Below are 12,919 nucleotides of genomic sequence, written 5' to 3' on the forward strand. Positions count from 1 at the left end.
GCGCCCTCTCCCGCGTTGCGGGGGAGGGCGTCACTCGTTTCAGACCGCGCTCATGTAGGCGGGCAGCCAGCCCTCATGCGCTGCGCGAAGGTCCGATAGCTTCACCGAAGCTTCGGGGGCCTTGTCGCCCCAGCCTGTCTCCAGCACGACGGCGTCGCCGCCGAACGCGCCGAGCCGCGCCGGCACGAATCCGCGCGCGCCCCACGCCTTCACCTGGGCCTCCGATGCCGCCACGAGGTAAAGCGCCGAAGCCTCGCCGAAGAGGGCCGCCTCATCGCGCGCCTCACCCGGTTCGCGGTGTCCGACCAGCCGGACGCCGACAGCCGACGCCATCGCCATTTCCGCGGCTGCGCACGCCACGCCGCCATCGCTCACATCGTGCACGGCGTTTGCAAGCCCGTCATTAATCAGGCTGCGGATGAACCCGCCCGTTTTCTTTTCGGCTTCGAGGTTGACGGGCGGCGGCGGTCCGAGCGCCTCGCCTTTCAGGCCCAGCCACTGGCGCGCATAGAGTGACGCGCCCAGCTGCCCTGGTGCGTCGCCAATCAACATCAGCGCATCGCCGGGCTGCGCGCCTTTCAGGGTCGCAGTCTTCGCGAGGTCCGCGATGAGGCCCACACCGCCCACCACCGGAGTCGGCGGAATCGCCTTGCCGTCGGTCTCGTTGTAGAGCGACACGTTGCCGGAGACGACCGGGAAGTCGAGCGCGCGGCAGGCTTCCGCCATGCCTTCGATCGCCTTGACGATATAGCCCATCGTGGCGGGCTTTTCCGGATTGCCGAAGTTCAAGTTGTCGGTGATCGCGATCGGCGTCGCGCCAACGGCGGACAGGTTGCGGTAGGCTTCCGCCACCACCTGCTTGCCGCCCTCATAAGGATCGGCCGCTACATAGTGCGGGTTGCAATCCGAACAGATCGCCAGTGCCTTCTGTGTGCCGTGGACGCGCACGATAGCCGCATCGCCGCCAGACTGCGACGAGTCCAGCGTGTCGCCCATCACATGCCGGTCATACTGTTCCCAGACCCAGCGTTTCGAAGCCATGTCCGGCGTCGACATCAGCTTCAGCAGGACGTCGCCATAGTTCGTCGGCTCAGGATACCTGGAAACATCAAAGTCAGGCCGTTTCGGCGGCTCCGTCCACGGACGGTCATAGTTCGGGGCGTCCTCGCCCAGCGGCGCAACCGGAATATCGCACACCACGGCGCCATGCTGTTTCAGCACGAGGCGGCCAGTCTCGGTGGTCACGCCGATCACTTCCGCGTCGAGGTCCCATTTGTCGAAGATTGCCTTGGCCACGGCTTCCTTGCCGGGCTTCAGGATCATCAGCATCCGCTCCTGGCTTTCCGACAACATGATCTCGTAGGCCGTCATGCCCGTCTCGCGCTGCGGCACGGCATCGAGGTCCATCTCGATGCCGACGCCGCCCTTGTCCGCCATCTCGACGGACGAGGAGGTCAGGCCAGCCGCGCCCATGTCCTGGATAGACTGGATCGCGTCCGTCGCCATCAGCTCGAGGCAAGCCTCGATCAGCAGCTTCTCCGTGAACGGATCACCCACCTGCACGGTCGGGCGGTTGTCTTCCTCGCCCTCGGTGAACTCCGCCGAAGCCATCGTCGCGCCGTGGATTCCGTCGCGGCCCGTCTTGGAGCCGACATAGAGGATCGGCAGACCGGGCAGGGCGCCGCGGGCGTAGAATATCTTGTCCTGGTCTGCGAGGCCGACCGCCATCGCGTTCACGAGGATGTTGCCGTTATAGCCTTCGTCGAACTGGGTCTCGCCCGCCACGGTCGGCACGCCAACGCAGTTGCCATAGCCGCCGATGCCGGCCACCACGCCCGCAACCAGCTGGCGCGTCTTGGGATGGTCCGGCGAGCCAAAGCGCAGTGCATTCACCAGCGCAATCGGCCGCGCGCCCATCGTGAACACATCCCGCAGGATGCCGCCCACGCCGGTCGCCGCGCCCTGGTAAGGTTCGATGTAGGAGGGGTGGTTGTGCGACTCCATCTTGAAGATCGCCGCCTGCCCATCGCCAATATCGATGACGCCGGCGTTCTCGCCCGGCCCCTGGATCACGCGCGGGCCCTTGGTCGGAAACTTCGCCAGATGGCGGCGCGAGGATTTGTACGAGCAATGCTCGCTCCACATCACCGAATAGATGCCCAGTTCAACAAGGTTCGGGTTGCGTCCGAGCCGGGAAACGAGGCGTTCCCATTCATCGGCCTTGATGCCATGTCCGGCGCCGGACGCGGCGTCCTGTTCTGCGGTCAGGTGGGCGATAATCGCGGATGTATCGGTCATCCGGCGCCTTTAGCCGCAAACCCCACGAGTCGCCAGTGCTTCACGCCGCGAATGTCGCCGCTGCCGCAGCTGGGGCGAAACGGAGGCCATTTCGCGGCAGGCGAAACCCGCTCCGCCCGGAGGCGTTGGCTTTGACAGTGGGGGAGACAAACCCTGGAGCCTCGCCATGCGTAACCTCATCATCGCCCTTATCCCGGCCGCGCTCGCGGCGTGCGGCAATGCCAGCGCCCCGGCTGCCGAAGCGCCTGAAGCCGCCGTCAAGCCGCCTGCCCAGCAGGCCCAGGCCGAAAAGCCTGCACCCAAGCCCGCCACCCAGATCACCGAAGCCGCCGGCACCTGGTCGCGCTCTGGCAACAGCGTTGTCTACGCCGCCGCCGACGGCGCCCCGCTGTTCTCCGCCAAATGCCTCGCCGCCAGCGAAGACCTCGGCGGTCCGGCCCTCGAACTCACAAGCATCTCGAGCGCCGACGACGCCGCAGGCAGCATCGACATCTTCACGTCCGCCGGCAATGCCCGCGTAGATGCCCGCCCGGACAAGACGCCGGGCACCGCGTTTGGTGTCACCGATACTGTCGGCCAGGCGCCCTATGTGCTGGCCGCGGGCTCGGGCGAAATCCGCGTCGTCTCGGGCACGAAAGGCGTCACCTTCGAGACCGACCAGATGCTTGAAGACCTGATCGAAAGCTGCCGCCCGGCTTACACCCCGCCGGCGGACGACGAGAAAGGGGAAGAGGCGACAGATGCCGAGCCGGAGGAAACTCCGTCCGGCACCTGACACCCCTTGGACGTTGCCGTCCGGGCCGGGCCCGGTCCGGGCGGCAATGTCTTCGCCTTCAGTTCACTTGCACTCCAATCTTCCGCAGCGATCAGGCGAGCACCGCGTCGATCTCCGCAAGATGGCGGGCCTTGTCCGCGTCAGGAAGGAAGCTCGCGGCGAAGCTGTTGCGGGCCAGCTGCACGAGCTGCGCGTCCGACAGGCCGAGCGCGTCAGCCGTCTTTTCGTAGTTGCGTCCGATATAGCCGCCGAAATAAGCCGGATCGTCGGAGTTCACCGTCACCAGCAACCCGGCCTCCAGCTGCGCCTTCACGGGGCTGTCCTTCAGATCCTTGATCACGCACAGCGACAGGTTCGACAGCGGACAGTTCGTCAGCGGCACCTGCCGTTCCTTCAGGATACGGATCAGCTCCGGATCTTCCATCGACCGGTTGCCATGATCGATCCGGTCCACCCCGATCTCGACCAGCGCCTCGCGCACATATTCAGGCGGGCCTTCCTCGCCAGCATGCATGCACAGTTTGAAACCCATTTCCCGGCAACGTTTGTACAGCCGCTCGAACTTCTTCGGCGGATGTCCCATCTCGGACGAGTCGAGGCCGACGCCGACAAACCTGTCATGCCAGCCTTCGGACTCCTTCAGCAGCGCAAAGCCGTCTTCTTCGGAAAGGTGGCGCAGGAAACTCAGGATCAGCTCGCTCGTCACGCCCAGCTCGGCTTCCCCGCGTTTCAGCGCCGCGAGAATGCCGTCCGCCACCACGCCGAACGGCACCCCGCGTTCGGTGTGCGCCTGCGGATCGAAGAACATCTCGACATGGCGCACATTGTCCGCTGCCGCGCGCTGCAGGTAGGCCCAGGTCAGGTCGTGGAAGTCTTCTTCCGTGCGCAGCACCTGCATGCCCTCATAATAGAGGTCCAGGAACTCCTGCAGGTTCGAGAAATTGTAGGCGGCCTTTGCCTCCTCCAGCGTCTTGAAACGCAGGTCGATCCGGTTGCGCGCCGCCAGCTGCATCATCAGCTCGGGCTCGAAGCTCCCTTCGATATGCAGGTGAAGCTCGGCCTTCGGGAGGCGCTGGATCAGGTCGTGGCGGGCGGCATGTGTCATCCGCCTTTTAGACTAGGCGCGCCGGAACTTGTCCAGCCGTTCCGGCGCGCCGTTTGCCTTTACTCCTGCGGCTTGCCCACAAGCTCGGGATCAACCTTGCAGACGCCCGCGCGGTAGTTGCCGACCGTGCGGATCACCTCGTCGCCCTCCGGCTCCACGCGCTCGCCGCGCACCAGGCTCGTCAGCACCCGCGACACCAGCGAATCAAGCCGCGTCACCACATAGCAATCGACCGTCGGCTCGGCATGTGCATTGCCGATGCCGCTGTCATCCGTCAGGAACAGGTACCGCCCACCCGTGATCTGCGCCATCGCGCGCATCAGGAACTCGGCCCGCTTGTCGACTCCGCTGGCCGCCACCGACACGACATGGATTCCCTGCGTGCGTGACACCAGCGCGCTGTTCCAGGTCGAAGCCACATCGCCGTCATGCGGCGGGGCGTCCGCCATCAGCAGGTTCACCTTCACCGCATCCGGGCGCCACGCATAATCGAGGCTTTTCGCCATCGCATCCTGCATCGCTTCTTCCATGTCGCCGCCGCCGGCAGCCCCTTGCGCGCTCAGCTGGCCTTTCAGCTTGCTGATGTCACCCGTGAGCGGGAAGTCGCGCATCACATACTCGTCGCCCTTGTCGCGGTAGACGATCAGGCCGACCTGGATGTCGATACCCGGATTGGCGCTCTCCACCCGGTCGAGGATGCCGACCAGTTCCTGCTTCAGGTATTCCATCTCGTCGCTCATCGACCCCGTCGCATCGATGGTCAGCAGCAGGTCGAGCTGTTTCGGTACCGCCCGGTCGCCGCCGAGTTCGATCACCAGCTCGCCGCCCGTCTCGATCAGGTCCGCCGTCACCGTCGCCGACTTTGCCGCGCCGGCCTTCGCCTTGGCGGTCACCTTCATGCCGGGCTCGAGCGCATCGTACAGGGGGTAGATGTACGCCGCTCCGTCGGCGCCCGTGCGCAGCGGGAACATCTTCGTGCCGTCCGCCGTCTCCAGCTGCAGGCTTGCCAGCGGCACCGGCTTGCCCAGACGGTCCGTCACCCGGATCGCGATGCGCTGGTTGGCATCGACATAGGGCAGGTCCAGTCCGGCCAGTTCGCCCTGCAGCGTCTTGTCGAGATAGATCTTGTAGAGGTCCGGGTTCAGCACGTCATCATAATCGCCTGCGGTCAGCAGGCCGGCCTGCGGCACCGGGGTGTTGCGCGGCTTGTCCTCATCGGGCGCAATGCGGTCGCGCTCCGCCACGGCGCTCTCGGTCGGCGAGGCCATCTTGCGCGCGCCGGTGACGACCACGCCGTCGGCCGCGGCTTCTTCACCCGTGGACACGGACATCGGTGGCGGTGGTGGTGGGGGCGGCGGCGGGGCAGGCGGCGCGATCTCCCCGGCATCCGTTTTTACACTGCCGCCTTCCGATGTGCTGCACCCCGCCAAAGCGGCGAGCGCCACGCATCCCGCTGCCATCCAGATCACTTCCCGCCGCATGCCGATATCCTCCCACGCATGAATCGATGCGCCAGAGGACGGCGCCAATCAGGCGGAAGCAAGCGCCGAATTTGGACGTTTTGCGGACAAGCGCCCTCAGGCGGCGGCCATCAGGCTTTCAAACAGGGCCACGCCGTCGCGGCCGCCTTCGTGTCCGCCGACCGCCCGTTCGGGGTGGGGCATCATGCCCATGACGCGGCCATTCTCGGACAATACGCCGGCAATGTCGCGCGCCGCGCCGTTCGGGTTCTCACCCGCCGCATAGCGGAACGCCACGCGCCCGTCGCCCTCGAGCCGGTCGAGGGTTGCCGCGTCGGCATAGTAGTTGCCTTCGGCATGGGCGATCGGGATCACGATTTCGCTGCCGCCGGTATAGGCGCTGGTGAAGGCCGTGTTGGCGCTTTCCACTTTCAGCTTCTGCGGGCGACAGACGAAGTGCAGCGACGCATTGCGCACCAGCGCGCCGGGCAGCAGGCCCGTCTCGGTCAGGATCTGGAAGCCGTTGCAGACACCCAGCACATAGCCGCCCCGGCCCGCATGCGCCTTCAGCTGGGCAATGATCGGCGAGTTGCCCGCCATCGCGCCGCAGCGCAGGTAGTCGCCGTAGGAAAAACCGCCGGGTACCATCACCAGGTCGGTTCCAGCCGGGATCTCGCCATCCTTGTGCCAGACCATCGCCGGCGCCTTGCCGGTCAGCTTCAGCAAGGCGTCATGCGCATCGCGGTCGCAGTTCGAGCCCGGAAAGACGATCACAGCTGTTTTCATGGCCGCTCCTTAGCAGGGAGTCGCGCCGGTTGAAAACTGCCCTCGGCTGCGCCTGTGGCAGTGCGTCTTTTGCGCAACAGTCTGCCGCCTCGGGCCTTCCGAAAAGGCTTGCCCTCGGTCGTTGCCCGTCACATTCTCGCGCGCATCAACCAAGCGGGAGTTTGATACCATGAAGAAAATCGTTGCTGCCCTGTTCGTCGTCGCGATGCTGCCCAGCCTGACGGCCTGCAACACGGTCAAAGGCGTCGGCAAGGACGTCCAGGCCGGCGGTGAAGCCGTCGAGGAAGTCGCCAAGGACGTCGAAGACGAAATCACGAAGTAAGTATCCGGCACCGGCGGGGCCCAGCGTCCCGCCGGTCAGCCCTTGCCCTGGAAGATGAACCAGGCGCCGAGCGCGATCAGCCCGAACCCGATGGCGTGGTTCCAGCCGAGCGGCTCCTTGAGCACCCAGACCGAAAATCCGGCAAACACGATCAGGGTAATTACCTCCTGGATCGTCTTCAGCTGCGCGGCCGAATAGACGCTGTGCCCCCAGCGGTTGGCCGGCACGGCGAAGAAATACTCGAACAGCGCAATCCCCCAGCTGGCAAAGATCACCAGCAGCAGGGGCGCCGCCTTGAACTTCAAGTGGCCATACCAGGCCGCCGTCATGAACAGGTTCGAGATGGACAACAGGACAATCGGCAGGATATGCGGCGGCATGGCGGCTCCGGAACGAGGGGGCGTCAGGTCTGGAAGGGGCAAGCAAAGACGCCCTGTTTCCGCGACACTATTTGTGCAGAACGCAGAGCGAAAGGTGATCCGAACATGAACCGCAAGATGATTTTTCTGCCTGTCTTCATCGGGCTCGCCAGCCTTGCGGGTTGCAACACGATTGCCGGCATCGGCCAGGACCTGCAGGCCGGCGGGCGCGCGCTCGCTGCGGCGTCGGACGAAGTGGCTGACGCGGTCACGCGGCCGCACACCTCGACCACGGCCTCCGCCGAGACGTGCGACCGGGGCGGCGACGAACTGAAGGGCCGCAGCAGTCAGCCGGATTGCCGCTGAGCGACTTATGCAACAAAAAATGATGTCTCGGCGCAGAAAATAGCGCGCGACATCAATGCATTAAAAGAAAGTTCGCCAAAACTTACGCCACCCCTCCGCGCACGGAGTTATACTGCGTGGCATGTACTCCATCGCCCGCCTCCGCAGCCACCCACACTTCGCGCCCTTCTTCGCGCACGTGCATCCCTTGTGCTGGCTGATCCTCTGGTGGGAGCTCAATCGCCTGCTCCGCTGGTTCAACGCCTACGGAATCGGGAACGCGCTCTACTCGGTCAACGAATGGGGCTTCGTTTCCATCCACTATGCCGTCCCCCAGCCAGACCCGAACGCCTATAAGCCCGCCCAGAGAACCTTCCGTCCCCTGACGGACCCCTCGTGGGGGTCTGCTGTTCCGGCATGTTTGGATATTGAGGCGCTCGCTGCCGCCATCCTCCCCCGCTGGGCGGGGGCTTGCCGGGACCAGCAATCGCACTGCGATCGCCCCGGCAAGAATTCAGGCGGTCTCATCCTTCTCGACACGTCCTAGCTCAGGCCCACCTCAAGAAGCTCATCCTGAGCGAAGTCGAAGGATAGAGCGGGCTAAGCGCCCACTCCAAACCCATCCCCCACCCGTGTCATCCCGGCGAACGCCGGGACCCAGAAAAGGACCCGCGCACCCTCTCCGCAGATGCCTGCGTAGGCAGGCATCCAGCCGCAACCCTCAACGCAAAACACCTGGACCCTGCCTGCGCAGGGGTCCGCGGAAAGGGCACACCCAGCAATCCCAAACCGGCCAGCCCCCGCTGCGCCCGGCCTTTCGTGCTGGCGCAAAGGTTTTTCAGGGCCGGTCTTGCAGCCGGGCGGGAGTTGGGGCAAACCCCGCTCTGGCCTGAAGGGGTATAGCTCAGTTGGTAGAGTGGCGGTCTCCAAAACCGCAGGTCGTGGGTTCGAGTCCCTCTGCCCCTGCCAGGCCCACAGACGCATTTGGCGCCTGTTTTCCCCCGATCCCCAGCGTCCCGGACGCTTTGGCGATTGAGCCAGCGCGTCGCCGCGCTAAGGTCGCTCAAACAGGAAGGGCAGGCGCGTGACCGGCAAGAATGACACTCCAGCGCAGCCTTGGTGGCGGGGCGCCGTCGTCTACCAGATCTACCCGCGCTCCTATCTCGACACCAACGGCGACGGGATCGGCGACCTGCCGGGCATCACCCGCAAGTTGGACTACATTGCCGGGCTAGGCGTCGACGCAATCTGGATTTCGCCCTTCTTCCGCTCCCCGATGCGCGATTTCGGTTATGACGTGTCAGACTATTGCGACGTCGATCCGATCTTCGGCACGCTTGCGGACTTCGATTTGCTGCTGGCCGAAGCCCACCGGCTGGGCCTGAAGGTCATCGTCGACCAGGTCTATGCCCACACCTCCGATGACCATGACTGGTTCGCCCGGAGCCGCGCCTCGCGCGACAATCCGTATGCGGACTGGTACGTGTGGCGGGACGCGAAGCCTGACGGCACCCCGCCGAACAACTGGCAGTCGGTCTTCGGGGGCGCAGCCTGGACCTGGGATGCGCGCCGCCAGCAATATTACATGCACAATTTCCTCTCGAGCCAGCCGCAGCTCAACGTGCACAATCCGGCCGTGCAGGACGCGCTCGTCGCGGTGGCAAAGTTCTGGCTCGACAAGGGCGTCGACGGTTTCCGGCTCGATGCCATCAACTTCGCGATGTTCGATCCGGACTTCCGGGACAACCCGCCCTGGCCGGCGGAGCGGCGCACGATCACCCGGCCGTTCGACCTGCAGCACCATGTCCATAACCAGTCGCACCCGGACATTCCGGTCTTCATGGAGCGCATCCGGTCGCTCGCCGATACCTATGGCGCCATCTTCACCGTCGCAGAAGTGCCCGGGCCTGATCCGCTGCCGGAAATGCGCGCGTTCACGGTCGGCGACAAGCGCCTGAGCTCGGCCTACAGCTTCGATTTCCTGTATGCCCAGTCCCTCTCGCCGCGCCGGGTCAAGGCCTCGCAATCGAACTGGGCCGGCCCGTTCAGCGAAGGCTGGGCCTCGTGGGCTTTCTCGAACCACGACGCGCCGCGCTGCATCAGTCGTTGGTGTCCGCCGGGCGGAGACCTCTCAGCCTTCGCAAAGCTGACCAACGCGCTGCTGCTCTGCCTGCGCGGGAACCCGATCCTTTACCAGGGCGAGGAACTCGGCCTACCGCAAGCCGAGGTGGCGTTCGAGGATCTTCAGGATCCGGAAGCCATCGCCAACTGGCCGCGCACGCTCGGCCGCGACGGTGCCCGCACCCCGATGCCCTGGTCGAAGGACAATACCTTCGCCGGCTTTTCCGAGCACAAGCCGTGGTTGCCTGTCGGCGCGGGTCATGCCGAACGCGCCGCCGCGGTGCAGGAGGCCGATGCCGGGTCGGTCCTGAATTTCACCCGGGCAGCGCTGGCCCTTCGCCGCGGATCGGCGGCTTTGCAGCTGGGCGAGATCAGCTTTCCCGACGTGCCGGCGCCGCTGCTCGCCATCCGGCGTGAACGGGCGGGCGAGACTGTGCTTTGCCTGTTCAACCTCGGGTCCGACGCGGCGACCGTACCTGCAGACTTGCTGAGCGGGTTCACCGGCAATCTCGCCTCCGGTACCGGGCTCAGCGCACCGGCGGGATTGCCGGGATTCGGGGTGTGGATCGGAACTTCCTGACGGCGCCCTCAGGCGAGGCCGCAGGACTCACGCACGATCAGGTCGGTTGGCAGACGCTCGGACCGGGGCGTGCCGAACTCGCCCGCTGACAGCAGCTTCGAGATCATCAGCCGTCCGGCATGTTCCATGTTCTGGGCGACCGTGGTCAGCGCCGGAGAGGCATAGGCGGCGAGCTGGATGTCGTCATAGCCGACCACGGCAACGTCACCCGGCACCGACCGTCCCGCCTTCGCGAGGCTGCGGATCGCGCCGAGCGCGATGAGGTCACCGGCGGAAAAGATGCCGTCGAACGCTGTGCCCCGGGCAAGCAGGCCATCGACGGCTGCTTCGGCGTAGCTGATCTCGAAACGGGCCGGCACGAGCAGGGCAGGGTCGATCTCGAGCCCGGCGCGGCGATGGGCGTCGGCATACCCGTCGAACCGTTGCTGCACTTCGAAGGGAGCGGTGTCGCCAAGGAACACGATCCGCTTGCGGCCAAGGTTGATCAGGTGAGAGGTCGCGCGCGCCCCGCCACGCACATTGTCGGAGCCGACCGAGCAATACTTCTGGCCGGGCAGTTCGGCGCCCCAGACCACGAAGCGGTGGTCGGTCGAGGCGAGTTCGTTCAGGCGGTCGTGCAGCAGCGTCTGCCCGAGGAAGATCACGCCATCGGCGCGGTTGGCCGTCATCAGCCCGGCGAGGTCGTCCTGGCTTTCGAGGTCGAGGTGCGAGATCAGCAGGTCGCAATTGCTGGCCCGCGCGGCTTCGGCGATGCCGGCAATCAGCTCCTGGAAGAACGGTGCCGACATGCGTGTCTGGCGACCCTGCAGCGCCGGAATGACGACCGCGATTGTGGCTTCGGCGCCCGACAGGAGGGCCGGCATGGACGGGCGGAAATGGTAATTCTGCTCACGGGCGATCTTCCAGACCCGCCGCTTGGTCTCGTCATTGACGGCGGGGCTGTTGTTCAGGGCGCGGGAAACGGTGGCGATGGAGACCCCCGCGATCGAGGCGAGGTCTTCGAGCCGGGTGCGGCTGGACATTTCCGGTGAATTCCCCCATGCTCAATACAACGTTGTCATTCGGCCTGACGGGCAACGTCGTGTTCGACTATAGCTGATGCAACAATTTGCAAAATACCCTTGAGCAGTTGAGCGCCTGGGGATTCTAGTGAAAAAAAGTGTTTTAATTCATGGATTTGGACTTGTTCCCTCGACCCGCCGCGCGAAATAACCTGCAACCTTGTGTTGCTAACCACAGGATTTCCTCGCGCGGCCGGCCGGCATGCGTCCAGATTTCGAAACGGAGAGCCTGAAGTGGCCAAGTTTGTTCCCGTCGAACCGTTCGACATCGTCATTTTCGGCGGCACCGGCGACCTGTCGCGCCGCAAGCTCCTGCCGGCGCTCTACCACCGCTGGGTCGATGGCCAGATTCCGCCGAACAGCACGATCATCGGCACCGCAAGGTCGGAGCTGGACTGGGAGGGGTATCGCAAGCTCGCACGCGAGGCCTGCGAGGCCGCGTCTGGCAAGAGCTGGGACCCTGCGGCGTGGGCGAAGTTCGAGAAGCTGGTGCGCTACGTGACCATCGATGCGACCGACCCGAAGGCCGACTGGCCCGAGCTCAAGAAGCAGCTGACGATGAAGCCCGACCGGCCGCGGGTGTTTTACCTCGCGACCGCGCCGCAGCTGTATGTCGATATCTGCCGGGCAATCGGGAAAGCGGGGCTTGCGAGTGAACCGGCGCGTGTGGTCCTCGAGAAGCCGATCGGCACCGACCTCGAATCGGCGCGGGCGATCAATGACGGCGTGGGCGAGGTATTCTCGGAGCGCCAGGTTTTCCGCATCGATCACTATCTCGGCAAGGAAACGGTTCAGAACCTGATGGTGTTGCGGTTCGCCAACATCCTGTTCGAGCCGCTCTGGTCGCACAACTATATTGACCACGTGCAGATCACGGTTGCCGAGAACCTCGGGCTGGAGGGGCGGGCGGACTATTACGACCGGTCCGGCGCGCTGCGCGACATGGTTCAGAACCACATGCTGCAGCTTCTTTGCCTGACGGCGATGGAAGCGCCGAATGATCTCGATGACGACGATATCCGCACCGAGAAGATCAAGGTGCTGAAAGCGCTGGCGACCATTTCCAATGCCGATGTGCGCAAGCAGACCGTACGCGGACAATATGCGGCGGGGCTGCACGCGGGCCAACCTGTGAAGGGATACCTCGAGGAGCTATCGGCCAGGTCCGACAGCCGCACCGAGACCTTCGTGGCGATCAAGGCGGAAGTGAACAACTGGCGCTGGGCCGGCGTGCCGTTCTACCTGCGCACCGGCAAGCGGATGTCGGCGCGCCACTCCGACATCGTGATCCAGTTCAAGAAGGTGCCGCACAACATATTCGGGCAAGGCGGCGACAGCGTGAACCGGTTGGTGATCCGGCTGCAGCCGGATGAAGCCGTGCGCCTGTTCGTGCAGATCAAGGAGCCAGGGCCGGGCGGTCTGCGCGTCAAGTCTCTGCCGCTGAACCTGTCCTATGCGGAGAGTTTCATGCTGCGCTATCCGGATGCCTACGAACGGCTGCTGATGGACATCGTGCGGGGCAACCTTTCGCTGTTCATGCGCCGTGAGGAGGTCGAAGCGGCGTGGCGCTGGGTCGACGGGCTGATCGACGCCTGGGACGCGAGTGGATATGAGCCGGAGGCCTATCCTGCCGGCACCGACGGTCCGCTTGCGGCAGCCATGATGCTCGACCGCGATGGCCGCAGCTGGTGGAAGGAGGCTTAGGCG

General features: G+C 65.0%; 11 protein-coding genes, 1 tRNA gene and 1 pseudogene. 7 read left to right on the forward strand and 6 right to left on the reverse strand.

What is annotated here, in order from left to right:
- Window positions 1–39: 39 nt before the first annotated feature.
- Window positions 40–2,298, reverse strand: coding sequence for a phosphoribosylformylglycinamidine synthase subunit PurL (purL, locus tag IPK75_14825; GenBank protein ID MBK8199624.1), 2,259 nt, complete (start codon window positions 2,296–2,298; stop codon window positions 40–42).
- A gap of 166 nt (window positions 2,299–2,464) precedes the next feature.
- Between purL and IPK75_14830 the strand changes: the two genes are divergently transcribed.
- Complete coding sequence (locus tag IPK75_14830; GenBank protein ID MBK8199625.1) at window positions 2,465–3,073, forward strand: hypothetical protein; 609 nt, start codon at window positions 2,465–2,467, stop codon at window positions 3,071–3,073.
- Between the two features lie 91 nt (window positions 3,074–3,164).
- Here IPK75_14830 and IPK75_14835 read toward each other — a convergent pair whose 3' ends face one another.
- The 3 genes from IPK75_14835 to purQ all read right to left on the reverse strand — a co-directional run bounded on the left by IPK75_14835 (window position 3,165) and on the right by purQ (window position 6,424).
- On the reverse strand, window positions 3,165–4,178 hold the full coding sequence (locus IPK75_14835) for an adenosine deaminase (protein ID MBK8199626.1): 1,014 nt from the start codon (window positions 4,176–4,178) through the stop codon (window positions 3,165–3,167).
- 59 nt (window positions 4,179–4,237) lie between these two features.
- Window positions 4,238–5,659 (reverse strand): VWA domain-containing protein, encoded by a 1,422-nt coding sequence (locus tag IPK75_14840; GenBank protein ID MBK8199627.1) that lies wholly within the window; start codon window positions 5,657–5,659, stop codon window positions 4,238–4,240.
- Between the two features lie 96 nt (window positions 5,660–5,755).
- On the reverse strand, window positions 5,756–6,424 hold the full coding sequence (gene purQ / locus IPK75_14845) for a phosphoribosylformylglycinamidine synthase subunit PurQ (protein MBK8199628.1): 669 nt from the start codon (window positions 6,422–6,424) through the stop codon (window positions 5,756–5,758).
- Between the two features lie 169 nt (window positions 6,425–6,593).
- Here purQ and IPK75_14850 point away from each other — a divergent pair, with 169 nt between their 5' ends.
- Entirely contained in the window at window positions 6,594–6,746 is a 153-nt protein-coding gene (locus IPK75_14850; protein ID MBK8199629.1) for an entericidin A/B family lipoprotein, read from the forward strand.
- A gap of 35 nt (window positions 6,747–6,781) precedes the next feature.
- Here IPK75_14850 and IPK75_14855 read toward each other — a convergent pair whose 3' ends face one another.
- On the reverse strand, window positions 6,782–7,126 hold the full coding sequence (locus tag IPK75_14855) for a DMT family protein (GenBank protein MBK8199630.1): 345 nt from the start codon (window positions 7,124–7,126) through the stop codon (window positions 6,782–6,784).
- Between the two features lie 105 nt (window positions 7,127–7,231).
- Between IPK75_14855 and IPK75_14860 the strand changes: the two are divergent.
- The 4 genes and pseudogenes from IPK75_14860 (at window position 7,232) to IPK75_14875 (ending at window position 10,151) form a co-directional block, all read left to right on the forward strand.
- Window positions 7,232–7,357, forward strand: a pseudogene (locus IPK75_14860) (entericidin A/B family lipoprotein).
- A 235-nt stretch (window positions 7,358–7,592) separates the two neighbouring features.
- The gene (locus tag IPK75_14865; protein ID MBK8199631.1) at window positions 7,593–7,997 is read left to right on the forward strand and encodes a hypothetical protein; all 405 of its coding nucleotides are present in this window, start codon (window positions 7,593–7,595) and stop codon (window positions 7,995–7,997) included.
- Between the two features lie 346 nt (window positions 7,998–8,343).
- Window positions 8,344–8,419: transfer RNA gene (locus IPK75_14870), tRNA-Trp, on the forward strand.
- A 115-nt stretch (window positions 8,420–8,534) separates the two neighbouring features.
- Window positions 8,535–10,151: an alpha-glucosidase gene (locus IPK75_14875; GenBank protein ID MBK8199632.1), complete on the forward strand. Its 1,617-nt coding sequence runs from the start codon at window positions 8,535–8,537 to the stop codon at window positions 10,149–10,151.
- 8 nt (window positions 10,152–10,159) lie between these two features.
- Here the strand turns inward: IPK75_14875 and IPK75_14880 are convergent, their stop codons facing one another.
- The gene (locus tag IPK75_14880; protein MBK8199633.1) at window positions 10,160–11,173 is read right to left on the reverse strand and encodes a LacI family DNA-binding transcriptional regulator; all 1,014 of its coding nucleotides are present in this window, start codon (window positions 11,171–11,173) and stop codon (window positions 10,160–10,162) included.
- 273 nt (window positions 11,174–11,446) lie between these two features.
- Between IPK75_14880 and zwf the strand changes: the two genes are divergently transcribed.
- Entirely contained in the window at window positions 11,447–12,916 is a 1,470-nt protein-coding gene (gene zwf / locus IPK75_14885; protein ID MBK8199634.1) for a glucose-6-phosphate dehydrogenase, read from the forward strand.
- Window positions 12,917–12,919 lie beyond the last annotated feature (3 nt).

This window comes from Acidobacteriota bacterium, from assembly GCA_016712445.1.
Lineage (GTDB): Bacteria > Pseudomonadota > Alphaproteobacteria > Caulobacterales > Hyphomonadaceae > Hyphomonas.